Consider the following 25,518-nt stretch of genomic DNA (forward strand, 5'->3'; position numbering starts at 1 on the left):
GCGTGGCGCCGCGGCAATGGCCGTCGCGCGGGGACAGCATGCGATGACAGGCGACAGGTTCGAGGTGGCCGTGGTCGGAGCAGGTCCGGTCGGTCTCGCGGCCGCCCTCGCCTTCGCGCAGGCCGGGCTCGCCACCTGCCTGGTCGGCCCCGAACCGGAGCGCCGCGACGGCCGCACCGCCGCCCTTCTCGGACCATCGGTGGATCTGCTGCGCGATATCGAAATCTGGCCGGCCCTCGCCGAAGCGTCGGGCCCGCTCCGGGTGCTGCGGATCGTGGACGACACCGGCAGCCTGTTCCGGCCGCCGCCGGTCTCGTTCCGGGCGGACGAGATCGGGCTCGAGGCCTTCGGCTGGAATGTCGAGAATGCGAGGCTCGCCGGGATCCTGGCCGATGCCGCACGCGCGCAATCCGGGCTGACCTGGTCGACGGCGCTCGTCGGCGGCTTCGAGACGGACGACCTCGCTCATCTCTCCTGCCTCGACGGCTCGCGCATCGCGGCGTCGCTCGTCGTGGCCGCGGACGGGCGGCACTCGCGTGTCCGCGAGGCCGCCGGCATCACGACGTCCGAGCGCAGCTACCGCCAATCGGCCTTCACGACCATCCTCCGCCACGAGCGCCCGCATGGCGACGCGTCGACCGAGTTCCACACCGGCAGCGGGCCCTTCACGCTCGTGCCGCTCCCGGGTCGGCGCTCGAGCCTCGTCTGGGTCACCCTCCCTCGCCACGCCGAGCGGCTGATGGGTGCGAGCGATGCCGATCTCGCATTCGCCGTGGAGGCAGCGGCGGCCTCGCTCCTCGGCACGATGACGGTCGCCGGCCCACGCGGCACGGTCCCGCTCTCCACCATGTCGGTGTCGGGCTATGTCGGGCCGAGGCTCGCCCTAGCCGGCGAGGCCGCGCATGTGCTGCCGCCAATCGGCGCCCAGGGCCTCAATCTCGGGCTGGCCGACGTGGCCGCGCTCGTCCGGATGCTCACCGCTTCCCGGGCCGAGGGCATCGACGTCGGTGCCGAGGCCGGGCTCGCCCGCTACGCGCGCGAGCGCCAGAACGACGTCCGGCTCCGCTCGGTCGCGGTCGATGGCCTGAACCGCTCCCTGCTGGCCGGCTTCGCACCGATCGACGCCGCCCGCGGGATCGGCCTCGGGCTTCTCGGCGGGATCGGCCCTCTGCGGCGCGCCGTGATGCGGGCCGGCCTCGCAGGCGGGGTTTCGCACCCTGGCGTCAGCCGCGGAAGAGCATCTGCGGGATCGTCCCGGTCCTGAACAGCCAGAGGAGCAGCGTCAGGGTCACCATCGAGGCGATCGTCCCGACCAGCACGCAGGCCGAGGCCCGCTCCGTGCCGGCACGGTATTGGGAGGCGAGCACGAAGATGTTGAGCGCCGGCGGCAGCGCTGCCATTACCACGGCCGCCTGAACCCAGATCGGGTCGAACCCGCCAACGGCCGAGAGGCCGATCCAGACCGCGAGGGGGTGGAGGATCAGCTTCACGACCACGAGTGCGCTCACCGCGCCCGCGATCCGGCCGACCGGCTGCAGCGCGACGCTGACGCCGAGCAGGAACAGGGCGCAGGGCGCCGAGGCGCCGGAGAGCCAGGTGATCATCTGGTCCAGCGCCTGGGGCAGCTGCCATCGCGCGAGGCTCGCGAGCAGGCCCGCTGCCGTCGCGAGGAGGAAGGGGTGAAGCGTCACCTTTCGGACGACGTCGAGGGCGGCCTCGATCGGGCGCCGCCGTTCGATGCCGCCGAGCGACATCAGCGCGGGCACGGCCGTGAACAGGAAGATCGTGTCGAACACGAAGATCAGCGCAACCGGCGCGCTGGCCGAGGGGCCGAGGAACGACATGACGAGCGGCGGGCCCATATAGCCGATGTTGGAATAGGAGCCCGCGACCCCGCTGATGACGTTCTCAGGCAGGCGACGCGAGCCGGCGCGCCCGACCGCGAAGGCGAGCGCGAAGGCCGTCGCCGTCGAGAGCGTCGTGATTCCGACGAAAGCCCAATTCGCGATCTCCGCGATCGGCTTATCCGAGAGCAGCCGGAAGAAGAGGGACGGCAGCGCCAGATAGAGCAGGAAGAATTGCATCCAGCTGAGCCCGATCGCCGGAAGCCCGGCAAGGCGGGCCGAGGCGATGCCGAGGCCGATCAGCCCGAAGAAGGGCGCGAGCAGGCTGAAGAGACCGACGAGATCGGACAACGGCTCGTCCAGGTGGGAAGCCCGGCTTCTCGCAATCGGCGGTCCCGCGCGCAACCCTGCCGGTAGCCGGAGAAGGGCCGAAATCCCGCGGATCTCGCCGACCTCATCGAGGCAAAGACGACCGCTCGGAAGCGGTGTGATCGGCACGGTCTTCCGGCGCGGCTCCGCGTTGGCTATATCACCGGCATGTCAGAGAACAGGACGCTACGAGAGGCGAAATTCGCGCTCGGCCAGGTGGTGCGCCACCGGCTCTACCCCTTCCGGGGCGTGATCTTCGATGTCGACCCGGTCTTCGCCAATACCGAGGATTGGTGGCTCGCGATCCCGGCCGACATGCGACCAGCGAAGGATCAGCCATTCTACCACCTGCTCGCCGAGAACCAGGAGAGCGAATACATCGCCTATGTCTCGGAACAGAACCTGCTGCCGGACACGACCGGCACCCCGCTCCGCCACCCGCAGATCGGTGAGATTTTCGACCGCTCGAAGGACGGCTCCTACCAGCGCCGCTCCGGCACGTCACACTGAATCGCTTCAGCCGGGACCACGTCCCGACCGAAGCGTGTGGCTCCCTTACGGTCGCGCGGGTGTCGGGACCGGCGGAGCGCCCGCCGTGCCCGGAGCCGGCGTTCCCGCACCGGCCTGACCCTGCGCTTCGAGACGCTTGCGCAGCTCTTCGCTGCGCTTCTCGAGCTCTTCCTGAAGCCGCTTCTGCTGGTCTTCCAGCACCTTCGGATCGATCGGCGCGCCGTCGAAGGCCTTGCCGAACCCGGCGAGCGGGACCTGGAACGTCACCTCGCGCCCGACCTGGTTCTGCACGCTGACATTGATGTTGGTGCCGCGCTTCATCGCGGTCACGGTCTCGTCCTTCAGGCTCGTCGTCTCGGCGAAGCACCCGTTCGGGAAGCACACCGTGTAGTTGCCGGCGGCGGCCGTACCCTGGTCGACGGCGAAGCGGATGCCGGGCCTCAGGAGGAGGCCGAGCGGCATCAGGAAGCGGACGACCTTAGAGCCGTTCTGGCCCTTCACGTCGTAGACGGCGGCCGCCAGGACCGGCTGGCCCTGGTCGGACACGAAGTCGCGCGTCGTGTAGCAGATCTCGGTGCCGCTATTCGGGTCCTTGCCGCAGACCTTGGTCCATTCGGCCTGCGAGGGCTCGGCCTTCACCTGCACGAGCATAGGCCCGGTATTCTGGGCCTGCTGTCCCGGCTGCGCGGGCGCGGGAGCGGCCGGGGCTGCGGGCGCCGGCTCCGCGGGCTTGCGCTCGCGCTCGCGCCGGGTTTGCGCGTCGGCTCCTCCGCAAGCCGCGATTCCGATCGCGATGGCGAGCGGCGCTGCCACCCAAGCGAGGCGAGTCGCTGAAGACATTCATTGATCCTTATGGTCGATTGCCGGTGCAGCTGAAGCCGCGACGTCACCAGGCGCGCCGGTTGCTTTGGGCGGGCGAATGAGGCGAACGCAAGGCCAGCCCGGACCCTACGCGCATAATCCCGTCGTGGCCAGCCCGGACGCCCTTCCGCCTTAAACGCTAGGAGCTCGGAACGGCCGCTTAAGCCCCGGCGAGCGAGGATGCCCGGCCCTGCGAATCGGCAGGTTTCGGGCCCAGGATGCTCCGCTCCGCCCTCCGTCCCATGCCGTGCCGCGACGCCCTCCCCTCCCGCGATCGCGGCGGATCGCTGGCCGGCGTGCTCGACACGATGGCCGCGCTCGACCCGCAGGCAGCCTTCCTGCGGGACGGAGCGGGTCGCGAGCGCTGGAGCGGGCGAGCCCCCGCCACCCTCACCCGGGCCGAAGCGGCCGCCTCGGTCGGGCGCGTGGCCGGACGCCTGGCCGGCCTCGGCCTCGCGCCACGCAGCGCGGTCGGCATCTGCCTTCCGGGCGGGACGGAGGCCTGCGTCTCGATCCTGGCCGCCGAAGCGGCCGGCCTCGTCCCGGTGCTGCTGCCGATCTCGGCCCGGGAAGGCCAGATCAATCGGCTCCTGGAAATCGCCGACGTCCGGGCGGTGATCACGCAGACGAGGGTCGGGCCGCTCAGGCCGGCCGAGATGTTGTGCGGCATCGCGGCCCGTCGCTTCCGCCTCCGCTTTCTCCTCGCCTACGGGCCGGACGTTCCCGACGGATGGGTCGATCTCGATCTCCCCTGCGCCACGGCGCCAGCCGGGCCCGCCATCGCAGCGGCATCCGGCATCGTCACCTTCGACGGCGAGGGGCGAGGCGGCGCGCCCGGTCGCCCTCGCGCGCACGTCCTGGCTCGTCGCCGCCGCCCTCATCCTGGCCGAGACCCGCTGGCGGCCCGGCGACACCATCCTCAGCCTCCTCGCCCCGGACGACCTCAAGGGCCTCGCGACCGGCCCCCTCGCCGCCCTCGCCTCGGGCGCCGCCTGCGAGCTGCACGGCCTCTTCGAACCCTCGCACCTCGCCGCCGCGCTTGCCGGGCGGGACCGCATGCATCTCGTCCTGCCGGGCTGGACCGAACGCGCCGTGGCCGCGACCGGCCTCGCCCAAAACGCCGCCTCCATCCTCTACGTCCACGCCTCCCCGGACGCTGTCCCGGCGAGCGGGCCGCCGCCGCGGCCGGGCCCCCGCATCCTCGACGCGGTCGCGCTCGGCGAAACGGCCCTCGTCGCCGCCAAACGCGACCCGGACGGCCGCCCCTCGCTCGACCTGTCGGCTGCTGCTGATCCGGGCGGCGGAGTTCCGGCGGCGCGCCGCAACGGGTGATCGGATCGCCGTTCACGGTGTCGAGCCGGGACGTCGGGCACGCGCCGTCGGTCCGGGTCACGCCCGGTCGCCGGCTCGGCGTCGCTCAAAGGCTCAAAGAACTGGTCGAGGGGGCGCGGGACGCCGGGACGCTCGATCTTTGTTGTTGGAGAGCCTCTCGGCGCCCCGCGCGCGGCGGTTTCGGACCGGGCCTTCCAGACTTCGGCACGGCGCCACGAGCAGCTCGGGCGCCTACGACCCGACCCCGGGCCTCGCGAAGATCACCGCGCCCTTGCTGGCCATCGACGCCGCCGGCGACGAGCGCAACCCGCCCATCACCGGCCTCACCGAACAGGCGATCGGGCGGATCAAGGGAGCGCGGCTGCTGCTCCTGCCGGCTGGGCCGGAGAGCCGGGGGCATGGCAGCGGGGGGTTGGCGAAGCTGTATGCGAAGGAGCTGGGGGCGTGGCTGGACGGCGTGCCGAGAAGGGCGGTGGCGCAGTGAGGAGGAGGCGCGACCCGCTCGGGCCAGCGCCGCGCGGGCATGCGAAATCTCCCGCTCGCCGGATCGGCGGAGGGTGGCGCGGGAGGTCGGGCTGCCCGCTCCGACGGCGGGTCGGAAGCCGGCTGAACGGATGTCGGAACCGTCGGGCGAACACGCCCGGACCTCCCGCGCGCGGTGTTGGAGGCTCTATGTCGGCGAACCCCCGGAGGAGACACATCCCTTTCGGGACTGATCTTCCTATCCTCCGCTGGTGGCCTGTCCGGGGCCGAGGCCCCGGATCCTGGGATCGCCAGGGCCGGGATTGCCGATTTGCGCCGCCCTGCGGCTCCGGGGCGTGACGCCGGACCCGAAAGGCCACCGCTCCCCACCCGCGCGAGCCACGCTGCGCACACGCCCCTCCCCGGGTGGAGACGGGGCGATATAGGCTTATGGTCCTATCTTTGTCAAGACGTGTTCTCGCCGGCCACCAACGGCGGCGACATCGCGGACCAGCTCGCCGTCCCGACCCGCGAAGCCGCCGACAAGCTCGTCGACGACCGCCTCGCCGCCCCCTTCACGGCCGACGCCAACGACTTCATCTACGCCTGGGAAAGCTCGGGCGCCTACGACCCGACGCCGGGGCTGGCCAAGATCACCGCGCCCCTGCTGGCCATCAACGCCGCCGACGACAAGCGCAACCCGCCCATCACCGGGCTCACGGAGCAGGCGATCGGGCGGATCAAGGGGGCGCGGCTGCTGCTGATCCCGGCCGGGCCGGAGAGCCGCGGGCATGGGAGTGGGGGATTGGCGAAGCTGTATGCGCGGGAGTTGGGGGCGTGGTTGGCGGGCGTGCCAGGAGGGCTGGGGAATAGGCGGTTAACGTCGCGAACCCTGCTCAAGCCAACTAAGGACGTCCTTGTGTTTGGCGTTCAGCTTGCGGACCTTCCAGCTGAGAGCATCAACAATGACCACAGAAGCGTAACTCCCAGGAGGATCTGAGACGGCAGATCCCACAACTCGTAGGGCCAACCCGGCGACGCTCGGGACGCGAGAAAGATCCAAATCAGAAAGGTGAAGTCGCTCAGCGCAATCGCCAAGGTTGATAGCGAGAAACGCCCCGGATTCCAAACACAGCGCCGTTTGTCGGCAGTCTCAGCACCAAAAATAGATCGACGCCGAGGAAACCCTCCTGATGCCGCCTCAACTTCTTCTCCCAAGCCTCCTGCCAGTATTTATTACCACGGTTCCCGAGAGTCCAAGCCAGACTGCAAACAATACCAAAGCATGAAACAGCAAAACGCAATAGTCTCTGATCGTGATCCTTGAGGGTCGCGTATGCTACAAATGACGCAGCGATAAACGTCCAAAAGAAAGTCGAGCGCTTCCAGAACAGCTCGATCTCGAACTTACGAACATCACCAGCTATATCAAGCAACTTTTCCTGCCTAAATCGCTCGATCTTGTCAGGATGATCGTCCTCAGCTGGCATATAAAAACCTCCGCTGTATTTGCGTCGTCGCTGCCAGGTGTTACTAAAATCCTACCTGCTTGCTCCAATCAGAAACATACATCTCTATCCGCTCAAACTCGTTGTCGAGCAAATTACGATTATGAGCGACGAAATTCCTTGCTTTCTCTAATTCTTCGAATCTTTGCTTCAGCCAGTGCTGAGATGGCACCAAATCCTCAAAAACCGTCCAATTTTGAGCAATGATATCTGCTAAGTGCCCAAAGTCGACGTAGTGTATTAAGGGTGCGGGAGCACCCTCGAGCCAGGAATTTTTCTCGAACGAAATTTTTCGAGCCTCGGCATATTTCTTTACAGAAGCAGGAACGCAGCTGTTCCACCAGTCAACACCGCGGTTCTCCAACAATCTCGCTATTATCAACTCTCGAACACTATTCTCGAATCCATACAATGTGGCATAAAGTCTTGCCATTCGTAGCGCCGGCCCTCTCAAAGCAATGCTGAATGGGGCAAGCACCTCTCGCATGAGGTCGTGCTCCGATGCCTCGACTGGTACTCCAATGTTGATGCCCGCAGCGCGAAACCGTTCGCACTCAGCATCGAACAACAACCCCTTAAACACGAACTCGCGGACCTGACGAGCGGGAGCATCAGGCATTAAATAGCTCCTCACGCATGGCGCGGAATATAGCCCGAAAGACCTCGACATCCTTTGTTGCCGGCAGCTGAACCTCGAAGCGGTAGGTGAGCGGGAGCACTCCGCTTAGAAGGCCGGTGTTCGCCGTCGCCGGTTTCGCCGCGCTCGCTTCGGAAGAAATGCTCGCATCTGCGATGTCTTTCACGGCGAACTCGGAAGGAGTCTCGGGCACTTTTAAGTCGGCGAGCGCGAGAAGACCCAGAAACGTCCTCGCCTGCGCCTCCGCTACCACATCGGATGAATCGTGCAGAGACTTGAACCGTCCAATGATAGCATCGCGATCACTTCGCGAGATGTTCTCATTGATAACAATGAGGTCGGGATAGGCCTCCCTAAGAGCTTGTGCCATGACGGCTCGAGATCGAGCCCCGTCACGGTAGTCTTGATAGCGCTGTGTTGGTGAGCCGTCGGGCGTTAGGAAACCAAGGTCTTTGAGGAGCGGGATGATGCCACGATCATTACTGGAGGCGAAACCGATTGCTTTTAGGTGATCGTTGTTAAACTTTTCTGGCGGTACGCCGTGCTGAATCTTCTGCATGACCCCGGGCAGATTTTTTGTTGAAGCGAGATATCGGTTTGTTGTTGGCACGGGGCACCTCTGGTTGCATGTTGACCGATTCTCATTCCTCCCGCTACTCCGCCGCCTCTCGTCTCGCCACCGACTTCGCCGCCCTCCCCTTCTTCACGGCCGGCTTCGCCTCCGCCTCGCGGACCAGAGGCCGCCGCTTCAACACCTCCCGCAGAAACCGCCCCGTGTGGCTCGCGCCGCTCGCGGCGATGTCCTCCGGGGTGCCCTGGGCGACGATGGCCCCTCCCCCGTCGCCGCCTTCGGGGCCCATGTCGATGACCCAGTCGGCCGTCTTGATGACCTCGAGATTGTGCTCGATCACCACGACCGTGTTCCCCTGTGCGACGAGCTCGTGCAGCAGCTCCATCAGCTTGGCGACGTCGTGGAAGTGGAGGCCGGTCGTCGGCTCGTCCAGGATGTAGAGGGTGCGGCCGGTCGAGCGCTTGGAGAGCTCCTTGGCGAGCTTCACCCGCTGGGCCTCGCCGCCGGAGAGCGTCGTCGCCTGCTGGCCGACATGGACGTAGTCGAGCCCGACCCGGCACAGCGTCGCGAGCTTTTCACGGATCGTCGGGACGGCGCGGAACAGGTCGGTCGCTTCCTCGACCGTCATGTCGAGCACGTCGGCGATCGAGCGCTCGCGGAACTTCACCTCCAGCGTCTCGCGGTCGTAGCGGCGGCCCTTGCAGACGTCGCAGGTGACGTAGACGTCGGGCAGGAAGTGCATCTCGATCTTGATCAGGCCGTCGCCGGCGCAGGCCTCGCAGCGGCCGCCCTTGACGTTGAAGGAGAAGCGGCCCGGGCCGTAGCCGCGCGCCTTGGCCTCGGGCAAGGCCGCGAACCAGTCGCGGATCGGCGTGAAGGCGCCGATATAGGTGGCCGGGTTCGAGCGCGGCGTGCGGCCGATCGGCGACTGGTCGATGTCGATCACCTTGTCGAGATGCTCGAGCCCCTCGATCCGGTCGTAGGGGGCCGGGTGCTCGGCCGCGTTGTTCAGGCGGCGGGCGACGGCACGGTAGAGCGTGTCGATGACGAGCGTCGACTTGCCGCCGCCGGAGACCCCGGTCACGCAGGTGAAGAGGCCGAGCGGCAGCTCGACGGCCACGTCCTTCAGGTTGTTGCCCTTGGCGCCGACGAGCTTGATCTGCCGCGCCCGGTCGCGCTTGCGGCGTTTTGCGGGGATCGGCACGGTCTTGCGGCCGGTGAGGTAGTCGCCGGTGAGCGAGTTCGTGTCGGCCATCACCTCGTCCGGCGTGCCCTGGGCGACGATCCGGCCGCCGTGGATGCCGGCGCCGGGCCCGACATCGACGACGTAATCGGCGGAGCGGACCGCGTCCTCGTCATGCTCGACGACGATCACGGTGTTGCCGAGGTCGCGCAGCCGCCGCAGCGTCACGAGCAGGCGCTCGTTGTCGCGCTGGTGCAGGCCGATCGAGGGCTCGTCCAGCACGTAGAGAACGCCGGTGAGGCCGGAGCCGATCTGCGAGGCGAGCCGGATGCGCTGCGATTCACCGCCGGACAGCGTGCCGGAGGCGCGCGCGAGGGTCAGGTAGTCGAGGCCCACGTCGGACAGGAAGGTCAGCCGCTCGCGGATCTCCTTCAGGATGCGGGCCGCGATCTCGTTCTGCTGGCCGGTGAGCTTTTCGGGCAAAGCGACCGCCCAGCCGACCGCCTCCTTGATCGAGAGCGCGGTGACCTCGGAGACGTCGCGCCGGTCGACCTTCACGGCCAGCGCCTCCGGCTTCAGCCGCTTGCCGCCGCAGGTCGCGCAGGGCGTCTCGGACATGAAGCGCGAGATCTCGTCGCGCGCCCAGTCCGACTCGGTTTCCTTGTAACGGCGCTCGAGATTGGTGATCACGCCCTCGAAGGGCTTGTTCACCTCGTAGGCCCGGAGCCCGTCGTTATAGGCCATGCGGACGGGCGTGCCGTCCGACCCGTAGAGGATCACCTTCTGCACGCTCGCAGGCAGCGCCGACCACTTGGCGGCGGTCGAGAAGCCGTAATGCTTGGCGAGCGCATCCAGCGTCTGGCCGTAATAGGGCGAGGTCGACTTGGCCCAGGGCGCGATCGCGCCGCGCTTCAGCGACAGCTCGTGGTTCGGCACGATCCGGGCCGGATCGATCCGCATCTCGTGCCCGATCCCGGCGCAGGTCGGACACGCGCCGGTCGGCGAGTTGAACGAGAACAGGCGCGGCTCGATTTCCGGGATGGTGAAGCCGGAGACCGGGCAGGCGAATTTCTGGCTGAAGGTGATGCGGCGGGGCGCGTCTCCCTCCCCCTTGGGGAGGGCGGACTCGCGCGCCGCGCGAGCCGGGAGGGGCTTGCCCCCTCCGTCGGGCGCTCCGCGCCCGCCACCTCCCCCGGAGGGGGAGGAGACAGCGTCGTCCGCGAACTCGATCACGGCGATCCCGTCGGCCATCTCGAGCGCCGTCTCGAGCGAATCCGACAACCGCGCCGCGATGTCGGGCCGGACGACGAGCCGGTCCACGACGACGTCGATGTCGTGCTTGAACTTCTTGTCCAGCACCGGGACGTCGTCGATCGGGTAGAAGGTGCCGTCGATCTTGAGGCGCTGGAAGCCCTTCTTCTGGAAGTCGGCGATCTCCTTGCGGTACTCGCCCTTCCGGTCGCGCACGACGGGCGCGAGGAGGTAGAGCCGCGTCTTGTCCGGCAGCGCGAGCACCCGGTCGACCATCTGCTGGACGGTCTGGCTCTCGATCGGGAGCCCGGTCGCGGGGGAGTACGGCACGCCGACCCGCGCCCAGAGGAGGCGCATGTAGTCGTAGATCTCGGTGACCGTGCCGACGGTCGAGCGCGGGTTCTTCGAGGTCGTCTTCTGCTCGATCGAGATGGCGGGAGAGAGGCCGTCGATCTGGTCGACATCCGGCTTCTGCATCATCTCGAGGAACTGGCGCGCATAGGCCGAGAGCGATTCGACGTAGCGGCGCTGGCCTTCGGCATAGATCGTATCGAAGGCGAGCGAGGATTTCCCGCTCCCCGACAGGCCCGTGAACACGACGAGCTTGTCGCGCGGGATCGTCAGGTCGACATTCTTGAGATTGTGCTCGCGCGCACCCCTGACGGAGATGACGCGCTGGTCGCCGAAGTCGCGCGGACGGGAACGGTCGAAGAGGTCGTCGAGCTTGGGCATGGGCGTCCGGCGGCCGCGGGCGCGGCGAGGGTCCAGGATCGGCAGAGATAGGCACGCGCCCGCCCGAGCACAAAGCGGACTGTCTTCTCAGATTAGAACAGAACGCGTACGAGTCGCAACGCCGGCAGGGTCCAGCGAGGGCTCCGGGCCGGGCCGACAGGGAGTCCGGGATGTCCGTCACGCCAAAGCACTTCACCTGGTACGAGCTGATGACCACGGAGCCGGAGGCGGCCGCGTCCTTCTACCGCGACGTGGTCGGCTGGAAGGCCGAGCCGGCGGAGAGCGCGCCGATCCCGTATTGGCTGCTGCACGGCACGAAGGGCATCGCGGCCGGGCTGATGGGGCTCTCGGCCGAGGATTGCACGGCCGGGAAACGGCCGGGCTGGATCGGCTCGATCGAGACGGACGACGTCGACGCCACCGTGCAGCGGGTCGCGGAGCTCGGCGGCGCCGTCCATGTCCCGCCCATGGACATTCCGAACGTCGCCCGCTTCGCGATCGTGGCCGACCCGCAGGGCGCGGTCTTCGGGCTGATGCGGTGGGTGGACGCCCCCGCGCAGGCCGCGCTGATGACGACGGGCCATGCCGGCTGGCACGAGCTGATGGCCGCGGAATGGGAGGCCGTGTTTCCCTTCTACGAAAACCTGTTCGGATGGCGGAAGCTCGCCCCCATCGATATGGGGCCGATAGGGACCTACCAGCTCTTCGGCATCGAGGATGGCGAAGGTTTCGGCGGCATGTTCACGAAGCCGCCCGAAGTCCCGGCCCCATTCTGGCTCTACTATATCAGCGTGCCGTCGATCGACGCCGCCAAGGCGAGGGTGGAGGCCCTGGGCGGGCAGGTGCTGAACGGCCCGATGGAGGTGCCTGGCGGCATGTGGATCATCCAATTCCTGGACCCGCAGGGCGCCATGACGGCTCTGGTCGGGCCGCGCTAGAAGAGACGCGACGGCGCGCAATACATCGCAGTGCAGGTGCAGCATTCTTCTTTGCTTTGCAGCATAGATCGGCGACTTGTCCTTCCGGCGCAAGTTTCGCTTGCGTCTCCCGGGCATTCGGCGACATTCTGCCGGCGAACCGTTCCGGCATTCTGCCCGCGGACAAGTCCGGTCAAGCCGGACGGCGCGGGATCACCTTTGCGCTGCCGTGCGTCCAGGCTGCCAGAGACGCGGTCGAGAGGGAGACGGCTCATGGTGGATGCTCGATTCACGCGTCGGCGCGTGCTCAAGACAGGAGCGGCGTCAGCCGCTCTCGTGGCGGCCCCCTTCGTGCGCGGCGCGCACGCGGCCGGAACCGTCTCGGTCGGCTTCTGGGACCATTGGGTGCCGGGCGCCAACAAGGCGACGGAGGAGATCTGCCGAGCCTGGGGCGAGAAGGAGAAGGTGGAGGTCCGGATGGACTTCATCACCTCCCAGGGGAACAAGAACCTCCTGACCATCGCGGCCGAGGCGCAGGCAAAATCCGGGCACGACGTCTTCGCCTTCCCGACCTGGTACATCCACGACCATGCCGACAAGCTCGAGCCGGTCGACGACCTGATGAAGCCGCTGATCGCCCAGAACGGCGCGGTCAACGGCACCGTCGATTATCTCGGCCGTGTGAAGGGTACCTGGATGGGGGTGCCGGCGACGCCCGGCAGCCAGATCAAGGGTCCCTGCTCCCGCATGGACCTGATGAAGCAGCATGCCGGGATCGACGTGCAGGCCATGTATCCGGCTGGCGAGGCCCCGAAGGCCGACAACTGGACCATGGAGACGTTCCTCAAGGCGGCGGAAGCATGCCACAAGGCGGGTTTCCCGTTCGGGATCGGCCTCGGCCAGACCACCGACTCGGTGGATTCCGCGGGCGCCATCTTCCAGTCCTTCGGGGCCGCGCTGGTCGACAAGGATGGCAAGGTCACCGTCAAGTCGGACGCGGTCCGGCAGGCGATGGAATACTATGCCAAGCTCGCCCGCTTCCTGCCGCCGGACGCTCCCGCCTGGGACGACGCCTCGAACAACAAATGGCTCGTTTCAGGGCGCGGCGCCCTCGTCTGCAACCCGCCGAGCGCCTGGGCGGTGGCGAAGCGCGATGCGCCCGACATCGCCCGGCAATGCTGGACGCACGGCATGCCGGCCGGCCCGAAGGGTCGCTTCGCGCCTTATCTGCCGTATTTCTGGGGCACCTGGTCCTTCTCGAGGAACAAGCCGGCCGCGAAGAGCCTGCTCATGGCGCTGTCGCAGCCCGACGCCATCGCCAAGATGGTGGAGGTGTCGGGCGGCTACGACCTGCCGGCCTACGAGAAGCTCACCACGCTTAAGACCTGGGCCGAGGCCGAGCCGCCGAGGGGCACGCTCTACCATTACCCGAACCCGCACAACCACATGACCCTCTCGATCGCGGCCGCCCCCGCCCCGCCGCTGATCGCGAACCAGATCTACAACCAGGCCATCATGACCAAGATGGTCGCCCGCCATCTCGGCGGCGAGACCATGGAAAAGACGCTCGCCTGGGCCGAGAGCGAGGTCGAAGGCTTCATGCGCGGCTGAGGCTCTCCTCTTGTCCCGGGGAGCCACCCGCTCATCCCGGCGAAGGCCGGGACCCAGGACGTCGCCGCGTGACTGGACCCCGGCTTTCGCCGGGGTGAGCGGTAGAGCCAGGGGCGAGCTGAACACGAGCGCGTCGGCTCGCGCCTCCCCTCCCCTCGTGGGGAGGGGCCGGGGGTGGGGGGCGGGCAGGCGGCACCGCTGATGGTGCCCCCTGCGCGCCCCCTACCCGGCCCTCGACTTCGCTCGGACCACCCTCCCCACCAGGGGAAGGGCACGCCTTGGCCTCTGCCCGAAGCGAACCGTCCGTCCACGAGGGCGGAGCACGTCATCCTCTGAGGTCCACGATGTCCGACATCGCTCTCCAGGACCATCCTTCCAGGTCGGCCGCCGCGCCCGCCCGATCGCGCGGACCAGCCTTCCTGCGTCAGCGCTCGACGATCGCATTCCTGTTCACGCTGCCCCTCATCATCCTGATCGCGACGCTCGTCATCTACCCGGCCTTCTACGCGCTCCACCTGGCCACCCTGAACAAGCGGATGGACAGGTTCATCGGCCTGCAGAACTTCACCTTCCTGTTCACCCGCGAAACCTTCTGGATGGTGGTCAGGCAATCCTGCATCTTCGCCGTCACGGCCGTGATCTTCAAAGCGCTGATCGGGTTCACGGTCGCCCATCTCGTCCACGCGATCCCGGCCAAGGGCCAGCGGAAATGGCGCGGCATGCTGCTCGTGCCCTGGGTGATACCCCCTGCCCTCTCGACCCTGACCTGGCTCTGGCTGTTCGACCCGTCCTACAGCGCCTTCAATTATCTGCTGGCCGGAATGGGTGTCGGACCGGTGCCCTGGACGGGTGACGCGTTCTGGGCCCGCATCTCGGTAATCCTGGTCAATGTCTGGTACGGCGCGCCTTTCTTCATGATCATGTATCTGGCGGCCCTGAAATCGGTGCCGGCCGAACTCTACGAAGTTGCCGCGATCGACGGCGCCACCTTCTGGCAGCGGCTGTGGTTCATCACGCTGCCGATGATGCGCAACATCATCGCGATCACGACCCTGTTCTCTCTGATCGTCACCTTCGCGAATTTCGACATCGTCTGAATCCTCACCGCCGGCGGGCCGATCGACCGAACGCATGTCTTCGCCACCTGGGCCTTCCGGCTCGGCATCCAGGGCGGCGACATCCCGCTCGGCGCCTCGGTTTCGCTCGTCATGATCCCGCTTCTCGCGGTCGCCGCGATCTTCATCCTGCGGGACGTGAACAAGCGCGCGGAGCGGTTCTGATGGCGACCCGTGCGCTCGGCTCACCCGTCACCGATACGCTCAGCGATTCCGGCACCGTCGTCGGGGACCGGCGCTGGGCCGTGATCTGGGCCTATGTTTTCCTCTGCATCTTCGTCGCCTTCGCGCTCCTGCCGCCGCTCTACATGCTGGTCACGGGGCTGAAGACCTCGAACGAGATCTCGGCCGCGACGAATCCCTGGTGGGTGTTCAACCCGACGCTCGCGAACTTCACCGAACTCCTCGCCTCGCCGCTCTTCCAGACCTTCTTCATCAACTCGGTCCTGGTGGCGCTCCTCACCGTCGTCATTACCATGCTGATCAGCGTGCCGGCCGCCTTCGCGCTCGCCCGGATGAAATTCTGGGGCTCGTCGGCACTCGCGACCGGCATCTTCCTGACCTATCTCGTGCCGGAGACGCTGCTTTTCATCCCGCTTTTCAAGATGTTCGTGACCTTCCGGGACTGGACCGGGATCGAGCTCATCAATCACTGGTACGTGCTGGTGCTCGTCTACCCCACCCTGACCGTACCCTTCTGCACCTGGATCATGATCGGCTATTTCGCCTCGATCCCGAAGGAGCTCGACGAGGCGGCGCTGATCGACGGCGCGAGCTGGACCCAGACGCTGACCAAGATCTTCATACCCGTGGCCCTCCCGGGGTTGATCGCAGCGACAATCTTCGCCTTCACGGTCGCCTGGGCGCAGTTCCTCTACCCGCTCGCCTTCACGACATCGCAGGACCAGCTAGTACTTTCCGTCGGTATCGCCACGACGCTGATCAAGGCGGACGTGTTCAACTGGGGGCAGATCATGGCCGGCGCCCTCCTGGGCGCCCTCCCCCCGCTCGTGATCTACGCCTTCCTGATGGATTATTACGTCGCCGGCCTGACCGCCGGGGCGACGAAGGGGTGAGTTGACGACCCATCATCCGACGCTCGCCGACCAGCGGAGACCGGCGGGCAGACTGAGCGGGAAGTTTTGAACGGCCCATGGGAGGTTCCGGGCGGCAGGTGGACCATCGCCCCTGTCGATCAGCAGCGCGAGATGACCGCCCTGGTCGGTGATACGCAACGCTCCCCCTGCCGCGCTGCGGGAGCGCCCTTCGGTCAGACCTTTCCGGAGGCGGCAAACGCCGTCTTGATGCCCTTGATCAGGTCGGTGAAATTCGTGCCCATCGCGTTCAGGCCGGCCTTCATGGCCCAGAAGCCGGACAACAGGATGACCGGCACCAGCACCCAGCCTAAAACCTCTTCCGTGAAGCGGCGTCGTCGGCGGCGCTCCCAGCGCTTCTCGCGCCACGACTTCTTGGCACGAGGGGTGGCCGTATGCGCGGCCTGCGGAAGCGGCCCGACATGGTGCTCGTCCGAGGGATCGGCCTGAGGCAGGGGACCGGCGCGCAGCTCGGCCGGGGCCACGGCGGCGGCCGCCTTCGCGGCGCGACGGCCATCGCGGTGCTGCCGCCACCAGGTCGCGATGCCGCGTGTCGCGTTGCCGAACCGCGTCGCGCGCGGCAGCGGCCCGACATGATGTTCGCCGTCGGGGGCCGCCTGCGGCAGCGGGCCGGCATGGATCTCGCTCATCAGGCGCGGACCAGAGGCACCTTGGGCACCGTCCTGACGCCACCGCCACCGCCGCTGCTACCACCGTCCGGCTTCGGCTTGGGCTGACGTTTGAACGGCCGAGCCACCTTGCGCTTGGCGCGTTTGGCCGCGCTGGTCGCCACGACCTTTTCGGGCCGCGGCGTCACCGGGCCTTCGGGGAAGGAGAAGCCGAGGCTCTGCTTCCCGTCCTCGTCGTTCACGACGACGCGGACCGCGCCGCCATGTTTCAGCTTGCCGAACAATACTTCGTCGGCGAGCGGGGTCTTGATCGTGGACTGGATGAGCCGCGCCATCGGCCGGGCGCCCATGGCCTCGTCGTAGCCATGCTCGCAGAGCCAGTCGCGCGCTTCGTCGGAGAGCTCGATGACGACGTTGCGATCGGCGAGCTGCGCCTCGAGCTGGAGGACGAACTTGTCGACCACCTTGGCCACGACCTCCTTCGGCAGCCGTCCGAACGAGATGATCGAATCGAGGCGGTTGCGGAATTCCGGCGCGAACAGCTTGCTGATCGCCTCCAGGTCGTCGCCCTCGCGCTTCGCATTGGTGAAGCCGTAGGTGTTGCGGGCGAGATCGGCGGCGCCGGCATTCGTCGTCATGATGATGATGACGTTGCGGAAATCGACCTGCTTGCCGTTGTGGTCGGTCAGCTTGCCGTGGTCCATCACCTGCAGGAGGATGTTGAACAGGTCCGGGTGAGCCTTCTCGATCTCGTCGAGGAGGAGGACGCAATGCGGGTGCTGGTCGATCCCATCCGTGAGCAGGCCACCCTGGTCGAAGCCGACATAGCCGGGCGGCGCGCCGATCAGGCGCGAGATCGTGTGCCGCTCCATGTATTCCGACATGTCGAAGCGCAGCATCTCGACCCCAAGCGAGGAGGCGAGCTGCTTCGCAGCCTCGGTCTTCCCGACGCCGGTCGGTCCGGCGAACAGGTAGGAGCCGATCGGCTTCTCGGGATCGCGAAGGCCGGCCCGGGCGAGCTTGATCGCCGAGGTCAGGGCCTTGATCGCCTCGTCCTGGCCGTAGACGACGCGGGCGAGATTCTGCGCGAGATGCGACAGCACCTCGGCATCGTCCTTCGACACGGTCTTCGGCGGAATGCGGGCCATCGTGGCGACGGTCGCCTCGATCTCCTTGATCCCGATCGTCTTCTTGCGCCGGTGCTCGGGCACCAGCATCTGCGACGCGCCGGTCTCGTCGATCACGTCGATCGCCTTGTCCGGCAGCTTGCGGTCGTTGATGTAGCGGGCCGACAGCTCGACCGCGGCCTTGATGGCCTCGGTCGTGAATTTCAGCTTGTGGAACTCCTCGTAATAGGGCTTCAGCCCCTTCACGATCTCGATCGTGTCCGGAATCGACGGCTCGTTCACGTCGATCTTCTGGAAGCGCCGAACGAGGGCCCGGTCCTTCTCGAAATACTGACGGTATTCCTTGTAGGTGGTCGAGCCGATGCAGCGCAGCGTCCCCTGCGCGAGCGCCGGCTTCAGCAGGTTCGAGGCATCCATCGCTCCGCCCGAGGTCGCGCCCGCACCGATGACGGTGTGGATCTCGTCGATGAACATGATGGCGTTCGGGTGCGCCTCGATCTCCTTGACGACCTGCTTCAGCCGCTCCTCGAAATCGCCCCGGTAGCGGGTGCCGGCGAGCAGCGTGCCCATGTCGAGCGAGAAGACGATCGCGTCTTCCAGCACCTCGGGCACCTCGCCCCGCACGATCTTGCGGGCGAGACCCTCTGCGATGGCGGTCTTGCCGACGCCGGGATCGCCGACGAGGAGGGGATTGTTCTTCTGACGGCGGCAGAGCACCTGGATCGTGCGCTGAACCTCGGACTCGCGCCCGATCAGGGGATCGATCTTCCCCTCCTTGGCCTTCTTGTTGAGGTTGACGCAGTAGGTGTCCAGGGCCTCACCCTTCTTCTTTTGCCGCGTGTCGTCCTCGCCCGACGGGCGTTCCCCGGATTCCTCTTCCGCGCCCCGCGCCGGCCGGCTCTCGCTCAGGCCAGGCCGTTTCGCGATCCCGTGACTGATGTAGTTCACGGCATCGTAGCGCGTCATCTCCTGCTCCTGCAGGAAATAAGCCGCGTGGCTCTCGCGCTCGGCGAAGATGGCGACCAGCACATTGGCGCCGGTCACCTCCTCTCGGCCGGAGGATTGCACATGGATCACGGCTCGCTGGATGACGCGCTGGAATCCGGCGGTGGGCTTCGAATCCTGCCGGCCGTCGATGATCAGGTTCGCGAGTTCGGTGTCGACATACTCGACGAGGTTTCGCCGCAGCGCATGCATGTCGACGTTGCAGGCCCGCATGACGGCGGCCGCATCCTGGTCGTCGACCAGCGCGAGCAGGAGATGCTCGAGCGTCGCGTATTCGTGGCGCCGCTCACCCGCGAGGGCGAGGGCACGATGCAAGGCCTGTTCAAGGCTGCGTGAGAAGCTCGGCACGGTTGCCCCTCTTGTCTGTTACTTCTTTTCCATGACGCATTGCAGCGGGTGCTGGTGCTTGCGGGCAAAATCCATCACCTGCGTAACCTTCGTCTCGGCGACTTCATAGGTGAAGACGCCGCATTCGCCGACGCCGTTCTGATGGACGTGGAGCATGATCAGCGTCGCCTCCTCGCGGTTCTTGTTGAAGAAGCGCTCGAGGACGAGCACCACGAATTCCATCGGCGTGTAATCGTCGTTCAGGAGGAGGACCCGGTAGAGGTTCGGCCTCTTCGTCCGCGCCTTCGGCTTCGTGATGATGGCCGTGCCGGTGCGATTGTCGTCGCCGCCGCCGGGCGAGCGCGAGCCGGCGCCAAAGACCCGCCATGTCAGAGAGGTCCGCTCGACATCCATCCCGTCCAGGTCACGACCTCCCCGCTGCGAGTGCCGCCGACTTACTCCCGTGACCACCGCGCTTCGATTCATCCCGAGACCAATCTAAGCGTCCGAAGGCCCAACCGCCAGATGGTGTGCCAAGGGGAGCAAGATTGGGGCGAGACGCCGCCTCAAGGCGATGGCGCGAAGCGTCGCGGCCTCTTCGCCCGTTCCCGACACAAGCCGGCCAGCGCCGCAAACGAAAACGCCCGGCCGAAGCCGGGCGAAACGCAGTCCGTGGCGAAGCGGATCAGGCGCTGCGGGTCGACCGCGCCGCGAAGCTCTCGACAGGGGCCAAAGCCTCCTTCGCGGTGTTCGAGGCGAGTTCCCCCATCCGGGTCGCTTGGGAGACCAGACCCTCGTAGCTCGCCCGGAGAAACTCGGCCTGGACCTGAAGGGCGGCATCCAGGGTGCGGCTACCCATCAGGCGCTCGGCCATGTGGCTGCCCTGCTCGAGGGAGCGCTTGGCGTAGTCGGCCGTCTGGGCCGCAGCCGCCTGGGTGCCCGTCGAGACCGCGCCGAGCGAACGCATGGCGACATCCATGCCGTCGCGGGTCAGTTTCTGCATCTGGTCGAACTGCATCATGGTCGTGCCGGCACCCCTGCGTGCCGTCCCTGTGGCGTGTGTCGGAAGAGCGCCGCGCGCGCCTGCGCCGCCGCCCTCCAAACTATGTGCAGCGCACAATAATGTGTCAAGCGTTGTGCATCGCAACATACAATTCGATTCGATTTAACCCCGCCGTAACTGCGTCGCCGTAGCTTCGAGGACTGTGTCACGCCGGCATCGCACCCGTCAGGGCGCAAGCGCCGGATCCCACGGTCCGACGAGTTTGGGGACGGACGGCATGTTGTTCAGTTGCGTCGGCGTAGGCTGGATGCGCGTTGCGGTTCTCGCAAGCTTGACGGCCTTCCTGGCCGGCCTGTTCGCGCCCACCGAGGCGGAGGCCCGTCGCAAGGGCGGGAAACAGGCGAAGCGTTCGTCGGCCGCCGTGACGCGGAACGCCTACGCGCCTCCCTTCGCCGCCATGGTCGTCGATGCTCGGACCGGCCGCACGATGTACGGCATCGCCGAGGACGAACTCCGTCACCCGGCCTCGGTCACCAAGGTGATGACGCTCTATCTCCTGTTCGAGCAGATCGAGCGGGGCACGATGCAGCTGAATACGGAGCTCAAGGTATCCCGGGAGGCGGCTTCCATGGCGCCGTCCAAATTAGGGCTCCGGCCGGGCGAGACGATCGAGGTCGAGGACGCCATCAAGGCGATCGTGACCAAGTCCGCGAACGACGTCGCGGCCGTGATCGCCGAGAACATCGCCGGCACGGAAGAGGCCTTCGCCGAGCGCATGACCCGCAAGGCGCGCCAGCTCGGCATGAGCCGCACCGTGTATCGTAACGCCTCGGGCCTGCCGGACCGGGCCCAGGTCACGACGGCTCGCGACCTGACCATTCTCGGACGAGCGATCCAGGAGCGTTTTCCTCGCCTCTACAAGTACTTCCAGACCCGCTCCTTCGAGTATGCCGACCGCGTGATCGGCAATCACAACCGCCTGCTCGGCCGTGTCGAGGGCGTGGACGGGATCAAGACGGGCTTCACCAACGCGTCCGGCTTCAACCTCCTGACCTCGGCACGTCTCGAGGGCCGTCACGTGGTCGGGGTCGTGCTCGGCGGCCGGTCCGGCGCGAGCCGGGACGCCACGATGGCGAACCTGATCCGGACGAATCTGGCCCGGGCCTCCACGAGCGGAAGCGCTTCGATCTTCGCCGATTCCACCGACAAGGCGGAGGGGGTCGAGACCGACCGGACGCAAGTGGCCTCGGCGGACGAGGAGGTCCAGACGACGGCCTCGACCAGCGTCGAGGAGAAGCCGCGCCGGGCGGCGAATCTCAACGCCATGCGGCCGCTCTCGGTCGTGCCGGCGCCGATTCCCCCGTCGGCACCCGCGACGAGAGCCGTCGCCTCGGCCGTCACCTCAGATCCGGCGCCACGGGCGAGCGTCCCGCCGCTCCCGGCGAATTCCGCGAAGATCGATTCGCGACTGCCCGCCATGTCGGCCGTGCCGATCGCGCGGGAGCCGCAGGGCCGGGTCGAGACGACCGGCTCGATCGCCGCCCGGCCGACCCAGCCCGCGATCCGAGCGGTAACGCCCGAGCCCGTTCGGGAAGCCGCCTCAGCTGCCGCCACGAAGCCGATCCAGACTTCGCCCTGGGTGATCCAGCTCGCGGCAGAGGACAACGAGGCCAAGGCGCGCGAGTTGCTCGACGAGGCGAAGTCCCGCACCGGCCGTGCCCTCTCGAAGGCCGCCCCCTTCACGGAGAAGGTCACCCGCGGCGGCGCCACCCTCTACCGGGCCCGCTTCTCGGGCTTCGCCGAGGCGGATGCCGCCCAGGAGGCCTGCAAGACCCTGAAAAGCCGCGGCTACGCCTGTTTCGCCACCCGCAGCTGACCGGCCGGAAAGCGATCTCCGGCCCGAATTCCCGAGTTCCGACACCGGTCCGTTCGACCGGATGCGTGTGGAGTATCAGCGATGTCGGTCCAGCAGAACGTCCTTCGCCTGGTTCACACGGCTCGCCAGATAGGTCGACCCGCCCTGGTCGGGATGAAGCTTCTTCATGAGCGACCGGTGGGCCTGCCGGACGGTGTCCGCGCCCGCCCCCGCCTGAAGCCCCAGGACCTCGTAGGCTTCCTGCTTCGACATCGCGCCGAGCTTCGAATCGGCCTTCCGCCCCGGGTCCGGATCCGGCTCAGCGTGTTCACGCCAGCCGGGCATCCTGCGGTCGAGGTAAGCTTCCAGGAGCCGGGCCCCGTCGGCATCGTCGGCGAGACAGGCTGACAGGAGCCGCGTCAGCTCCGCGTCGGACAGGTCGTCGAGAAGGCGGCCCGCGAAAAGCCCGGCCAGAACTGTCCCCGATATGCTGCCCGAATCGTGATCGAGTTCCATCTCGATCGTGGCGGACCTCACGCGCGAGATGGAACCCGAAGTCCGCCTCGCGGCACGCGCGCCGCCGCCCAGGCCGAACGGGAGCGGTATCGCATTCCAGCCAAGGAGCCAGGCCCCGCCGCTGCCGAGCAGGAAGGCCATGTCGAAGCGGCCCCGGAAGGCGAGGAGGCCTGCCGCCGCGAGCGCGATCCCTCCGCCGATGTTGCGGAGGATCTTCGCGACGTCAGCCGGCTTCGCGCGAGCGAACAGCTTGACCAGCCACCAGAGAAGGACAGCGGCCGCGAGGCCGGCGAGCATGGTCATCGGGCGTCAGCCCATCTTCGGCATGGCGGCGATGAGCCGACGAGCGCCGCCATCCTGGGCGGCGAGTCGATGCAGCGCGGCCCCTCCCCCCGCCGCATAGGCCGCGACCGCGCGGAGCAGCGCCGCGAGCGAGGCTGGCGCGGAGGCGTCGAAGGCCATGGCCGCGCCGCCCGTCAGCCGGGCGATCTCGCTGAAGGCCGCTCGCGTCGCCGGGTTGCCGCCCTCGTGGAACATGAAGGCCTTGAGGCCGAGAAGGCCGAGTTCGCCCGCGGTCGAGCAGAGCCCGTCCATGCCCTCCTCGACCGCGTCGCCGACGTAGATGAGCGCCCGGACCGGCTGCCGGCCGGCCTCCTCGCTGACATGCCGGAGCACGCGCCCGATCTGCGTGTTGCCGCTCTGGCAGCGGATCTTCAACATCAGGTCGCGGAGCGCGCGCGGGTCGCCGACCCAGCCGGACGAGCGGCATTCGCCGAGCCCGCGGAAATAGCAGAGCTGGACCGAGAGGCCGCCGATATCGGCGGCGGCGTCGAACATCGAGGCCTGGACCGACGTCGCGACATCCCAGGTCGGCTGCCGGCTCATCGTGGCATCGAGCGCGAAGACGAGGCGGGCCGCGTTCCGACCCGGCACGACGGCCGCGACCTGGCGAGCCTCCCCCAGGAAGGAATCGATGTCGCGGGTCGAGGAGCGGGCAACTTCCCGGCCGTGCAGGGCGGGCATCTTCGGGTCGGTCATGGCCGGCAGAATGTGGTCGTTCGAAGCCCGGGCGCAATGCGCCCGATGGTCGGGGCGGCTTCCCAGCGCCCGGGAGACCACGCTGCCCTTGCTGCCTCGGGTTCCGCCCGGCATGGTCCCGCCAGGAGTGACCCTCGCCGATGTGGCTGATCCGCCTCTATGTCCGTGTTCTCGGCCAGCTCGGAACCGATCTCCGGATCGGGGCCGTGCTGGCGCTGGCCAATATCGGCCTCGCCATCGCGGCTTTCGCGGAGCCGGTCCTGTTCGGACGGATCATCGACCGGTTGACCGGCAGTGGGGCCGCGGCGGCGGCGGCAGGCCGCGTGACCTTCACGTCGCTCCTGCCCCTCCTCGGCGCCTGGGTCGGGTTCGGCCTCTTTACGATCGGGGCCGGTGTGCTGGTGGCGCTGCATGCGGACCGGCTGTCGCACCGGCGCCGTCTCGCCACCATGGCGACCTATTTCGAGCATGTGCTCGAACTGCCCCTCGCCTTCCACACCTCGACGCATTCCGGCCGCGTGCTGAAGGTCATGCTGGAGGGGTCGAACGGCATGGCCTGGCTCTGGCTCGGCTTCTTCCGCGACCATTTCGCCGCGATCGTCTCGCTCGGCGTCCTCTTGCCGCTGACGCTGTTCCTGAACTGGCGGCTCGGCCTGCTGCTGGTCATCCTGGTCCTGGTCTTCACGGTCCTGACCGCGCTCGTCCTGCGCAAGACCGAGACGCTGCAGGGCCGGGTCGAAAGCTACAATTCCCGCCTCGCCGAACAGGCCTCGGACGCGCTCGGCAACGTGCCGGTCATCCAGTCCTTCACCCGGGCGAAGCAGGAGACCGGCGAGCTCCGAACCACCATCGGCCAATTGCTCGCGGCTCAGACGCCGGTCCTGTCCTGGTGGGCGCTCGCCTCGATCGCGACCCGCGCATCCGCGACTTTGACCGTCACGTCGATCTTTCTCTTGGGCACCTGGCTGAACCTGACCGGCAGGGCGACGATCGGCGAGGTGGTCATGTTCATGTCCATCGCCACCATGCTGATCGGGCGGCTGGAACAGGTCGTCGCCTTCGTGAACCAGCTCTTCATGCAGGCGCCGAAGATACGGGAATTTTACGAGATCCTGGACACCTCGCCGACCGTCCACGACCGCCCGACAGCGCAGAATATCGAGCGTTTCCAGGGAGCCGTCGAATTCTCGAACGTCTCGTTCTCCTATGACGGCAAGCGCACGGCCATCGCCGACATCTCCTTCGAGGTCGAGCCCGGCCAGACCGTCGCGCTTGTCGGGGCCACGGGGTCCGGCAAGTCGACCACGCTTGGGCTCCTTCACCGGGCCTTCGACCCGCAATCCGGCGCGATCCGGATCGACGGGATGGATATCCGCGACGTCAGCCTCGCCTCGCTCAGGCGGAATATCGGGGTCGTCTTCCAGGAACCGATGCTCTTCGCCCGCTCGATCCGGGAAAATCTCCAGGTTGGCCGCCCCGACGCGAGCGAGGCCGAGATGCGGGACGCGCTGGAGCGCGCGCAGGCGTCCGAGTTCATCCTGCGACAGGCGGACGGGCTCGACTCGGTGATCGGCGAGCGCGGCCGCTCCCTCTCCGGCGGCGAGCGCCAGCGGCTCTCGATCGCCCGCGCGCTCCTGAAGAACCCGCCGATCCTGATCCTCGACGAGGCGACCAGCGCACTCGACGCCACGACCGAGCGCAAGCTCCAGGTCGCGCTCGAGGAGGTGATGAAGGGCCGCACCACCTTCGTCATTGCCCACCGACTTGCCACCATCCGGAACGCCGACCGCATCCTCGTCTTCGAGGCGAGCCGCGTCGTGGAAAGCGGCAGCTTCGAGGAACTCGTCGCCGCGAACGGCCGCTTCGCCGAACTCGCCAGGGCGCAGTTCATGGTGGGATCGGGGGAGCCCGGGCCCGCGCCGGCCCGTCCCGTTCTGGCGGCCGCCGGCGGTACCTGAAGCCGTGTGCCTCTCCGGGCAGAGTTGCCCGGGGCTGGCGTGAGCGACCGAGCAGCGGGACCA

At 67.5% G+C, this 25,518-nt stretch carries 23 protein-coding genes and 2 pseudogenes; 12 read left to right on the plus strand and 13 right to left on the minus strand.

The annotated features are described in order from the left end of the window. Nucleotides 1–43: 43 nt before the first annotated feature. On the plus strand, nt 44–1,264 hold the full coding sequence (locus ACFE87_RS02095) for an FAD-dependent monooxygenase (protein WP_375457951.1): 1,221 nt from the start codon (nt 44–46) through the stop codon (nt 1,262–1,264). Here the strand turns inward: ACFE87_RS02095 and ACFE87_RS02100 are convergent. After that, a complete protein-coding gene (locus ACFE87_RS02100; protein WP_375457952.1) occupies nt 1,224–2,195 on the minus strand; it encodes an AEC family transporter in 972 nt (323 codons plus the stop codon). The genes ACFE87_RS02095 and ACFE87_RS02100 overlap by 41 nt on opposite strands. A gap of 186 nt (nt 2,196–2,381) precedes the next feature. Here ACFE87_RS02100 and hspQ point away from each other — a divergent pair, with 186 nt between their 5' ends. Then, on the plus strand, nt 2,382–2,723 hold the full coding sequence (hspQ, locus tag ACFE87_RS02105) for a heat shock protein HspQ (RefSeq protein WP_375457953.1): 342 nt from the start codon (nt 2,382–2,384) through the stop codon (nt 2,721–2,723). 45 nt (nt 2,724–2,768) lie between these two features. Here the strand turns inward: hspQ and ACFE87_RS02110 are convergent, their stop codons facing one another. Then, complete coding sequence (locus tag ACFE87_RS02110) at nt 2,769–3,563, minus strand: invasion associated locus B family protein (protein ID WP_375457954.1); 795 nt, start codon at nt 3,561–3,563, stop codon at nt 2,769–2,771. 329 nt (nt 3,564–3,892) lie between these two features. On the opposite strand from ACFE87_RS02110, the pseudogene ACFE87_RS02115 reads away from it, so the two are divergent. After that, nucleotides 3,893–4,243 (plus strand): annotated as a pseudogene (locus tag ACFE87_RS02115) (AMP-binding protein); the annotation flags it as partial. A 142-nt stretch (nt 4,244–4,385) separates the two neighbouring features. On the opposite strand, the gene ACFE87_RS02120 reads toward ACFE87_RS02115, so the two are convergent. Then, a complete protein-coding gene (locus ACFE87_RS02120; protein WP_375458004.1) occupies nt 4,386–4,646 on the minus strand; it encodes a hypothetical protein in 261 nt (86 codons plus the stop codon). On the opposite strand from ACFE87_RS02120, the gene ACFE87_RS02125 reads away from it, so the two are divergent. The 3 genes from ACFE87_RS02125 to ACFE87_RS02135 all read left to right on the plus strand — a co-directional run bounded on the left by ACFE87_RS02125 (nt 4,641) and on the right by ACFE87_RS02135 (nt 6,378). Next, nucleotides 4,641–4,916: a hypothetical protein gene (locus ACFE87_RS02125; protein WP_375458005.1), complete on the plus strand. Its 276-nt coding sequence runs from the start codon at nt 4,641–4,643 to the stop codon at nt 4,914–4,916. The genes ACFE87_RS02120 and ACFE87_RS02125 overlap by 6 nt on opposite strands. 271 nt (nt 4,917–5,187) lie before the next feature. Continuing rightward, the gene (locus tag ACFE87_RS02130) at nt 5,188–5,400 is read left to right on the plus strand and encodes a hypothetical protein (protein ID WP_375457955.1); all 213 of its coding nucleotides are present in this window, start codon (nt 5,188–5,190) and stop codon (nt 5,398–5,400) included. A 450-nt stretch (nt 5,401–5,850) separates the two neighbouring features. Continuing rightward, nucleotides 5,851–6,378 (plus strand): hypothetical protein, encoded by a 528-nt coding sequence (locus tag ACFE87_RS02135; RefSeq protein ID WP_375457956.1) that lies wholly within the window; start codon nt 5,851–5,853, stop codon nt 6,376–6,378. An 82-nt stretch (nt 6,379–6,460) separates the two neighbouring features. Here the strand turns inward: ACFE87_RS02135 and ACFE87_RS02140 are convergent, their stop codons facing one another. The 4 genes from ACFE87_RS02140 to uvrA are packed head-to-tail and all read right to left on the minus strand — an operon-like array spanning nt 6,461 to nt 11,260. After that, entirely contained in the window at nt 6,461–6,868 is a 408-nt protein-coding gene (locus ACFE87_RS02140; protein ID WP_375457957.1) for a hypothetical protein, read from the minus strand. A 43-nt stretch (nt 6,869–6,911) separates the two neighbouring features. Beyond that, nucleotides 6,912–7,505, minus strand: coding sequence for a Swt1 family HEPN domain-containing protein (locus ACFE87_RS02145; protein WP_375457958.1), 594 nt, complete (start codon nt 7,503–7,505; stop codon nt 6,912–6,914). Continuing rightward, a complete protein-coding gene (locus tag ACFE87_RS02150) occupies nt 7,498–8,133 on the minus strand; it encodes a DUF5343 domain-containing protein (protein ID WP_375457959.1) in 636 nt (211 codons plus the stop codon). Before ACFE87_RS02150 ends, ACFE87_RS02145 begins: the two co-directional genes overlap by 8 nt. 43 nt (nt 8,134–8,176) lie before the next feature. Then, the gene (uvrA, locus tag ACFE87_RS02155) at nt 8,177–11,260 is read right to left on the minus strand and encodes an excinuclease ABC subunit UvrA (protein WP_375457960.1); all 3,084 of its coding nucleotides are present in this window, start codon (nt 11,258–11,260) and stop codon (nt 8,177–8,179) included. 170 nt (nt 11,261–11,430) lie between these two features. Between uvrA and ACFE87_RS02160 the strand changes: the two genes are divergently transcribed. The 4 genes and pseudogenes from ACFE87_RS02160 (at nt 11,431) to ACFE87_RS02175 (ending at nt 15,979) form a co-directional block, all read left to right on the plus strand. After that, entirely contained in the window at nt 11,431–12,198 is a 768-nt protein-coding gene (locus ACFE87_RS02160) for a VOC family protein (protein ID WP_375457961.1), read from the plus strand. 252 nt (nt 12,199–12,450) lie between these two features. Further along, nucleotides 12,451–13,788 carry an ABC transporter substrate-binding protein gene (locus ACFE87_RS02165; protein ID WP_375457962.1) on the plus strand — a complete coding sequence of 446 codons (1,338 nt, stop codon included), beginning with the start codon at nt 12,451–12,453 and terminating at the stop codon, nt 13,786–13,788. A 344-nt stretch (nt 13,789–14,132) separates the two neighbouring features. Continuing rightward, nucleotides 14,133–15,068 (plus strand): annotated as a pseudogene (locus tag ACFE87_RS02170) (carbohydrate ABC transporter permease). Then, nucleotides 15,068–15,979, plus strand: coding sequence for a carbohydrate ABC transporter permease (locus ACFE87_RS02175; RefSeq protein WP_375457963.1), 912 nt, complete (start codon nt 15,068–15,070; stop codon nt 15,977–15,979). Before ACFE87_RS02170 ends, ACFE87_RS02175 begins: the two are co-directional and overlap by 1 nt. Before the next feature lie 194 nt (nt 15,980–16,173). Here ACFE87_RS02175 and ACFE87_RS02180 read toward each other — a convergent pair whose 3' ends face one another. The 4 genes from ACFE87_RS02180 to ACFE87_RS02195 form a co-directional block, all read right to left on the minus strand. Next, nucleotides 16,174–16,647 carry a hypothetical protein gene (locus ACFE87_RS02180; protein WP_375457964.1) on the minus strand — a complete coding sequence of 158 codons (474 nt, stop codon included), beginning with the start codon at nt 16,645–16,647 and terminating at the stop codon, nt 16,174–16,176. Further along, entirely contained in the window at nt 16,647–19,106 is a 2,460-nt protein-coding gene (gene clpA, locus ACFE87_RS02185; RefSeq protein ID WP_375457965.1) for an ATP-dependent Clp protease ATP-binding subunit ClpA, read from the minus strand. The genes ACFE87_RS02180 and clpA overlap by 1 nt, the downstream gene beginning before the upstream one ends. Before the next feature lie 18 nt (nt 19,107–19,124). Further along, the gene (gene clpS / locus ACFE87_RS02190; protein ID WP_375457966.1) at nt 19,125–19,499 is read right to left on the minus strand and encodes an ATP-dependent Clp protease adapter ClpS; all 375 of its coding nucleotides are present in this window, start codon (nt 19,497–19,499) and stop codon (nt 19,125–19,127) included. A gap of 271 nt (nt 19,500–19,770) precedes the next feature. Continuing rightward, nucleotides 19,771–20,106, minus strand: a complete 336-nt coding sequence (locus ACFE87_RS02195; RefSeq protein ID WP_375457967.1) for a phasin family protein — start codon at nt 20,104–20,106, stop codon at nt 19,771–19,773. 259 nt (nt 20,107–20,365) lie between these two features. Here ACFE87_RS02195 and ACFE87_RS02200 point away from each other — a divergent pair, with 259 nt between their 5' ends. Further along, the gene (locus ACFE87_RS02200) at nt 20,366–21,964 is read left to right on the plus strand and encodes an SPOR domain-containing protein (protein ID WP_375457968.1); all 1,599 of its coding nucleotides are present in this window, start codon (nt 20,366–20,368) and stop codon (nt 21,962–21,964) included. Between the two features lie 75 nt (nt 21,965–22,039). On the opposite strand, the gene ACFE87_RS02205 is transcribed toward ACFE87_RS02200, so the two are convergent. Both ACFE87_RS02205 and ACFE87_RS02210 read right to left on the minus strand, forming a co-directional pair. Then, nucleotides 22,040–22,762 (minus strand): DnaJ domain-containing protein, encoded by a 723-nt coding sequence (locus ACFE87_RS02205; RefSeq protein WP_375457969.1) that lies wholly within the window; start codon nt 22,760–22,762, stop codon nt 22,040–22,042. 6 nt (nt 22,763–22,768) lie between these two features. Continuing rightward, nucleotides 22,769–23,611 carry a VWA domain-containing protein gene (locus tag ACFE87_RS02210; RefSeq protein ID WP_375457970.1) on the minus strand — a complete coding sequence of 281 codons (843 nt, stop codon included), beginning with the start codon at nt 23,609–23,611 and terminating at the stop codon, nt 22,769–22,771. Nucleotides 23,612–23,637: 26 nt separating this feature from the next. On the opposite strand from ACFE87_RS02210, the gene ACFE87_RS02215 reads away from it, so the two are divergent. Next, on the plus strand, nt 23,638–25,455 hold the full coding sequence (locus ACFE87_RS02215; protein ID WP_375457971.1) for a glucan ABC transporter ATP-binding protein/ permease: 1,818 nt from the start codon (nt 23,638–23,640) through the stop codon (nt 25,453–25,455). Nucleotides 25,456–25,518: the final 63 nt, after the last annotated feature.

The sequence above is a fragment of the uncultured Enterovirga sp. genome (assembly GCF_964242715.1).
Lineage (GTDB): Bacteria > Pseudomonadota > Alphaproteobacteria > Rhizobiales > Beijerinckiaceae > Enterovirga.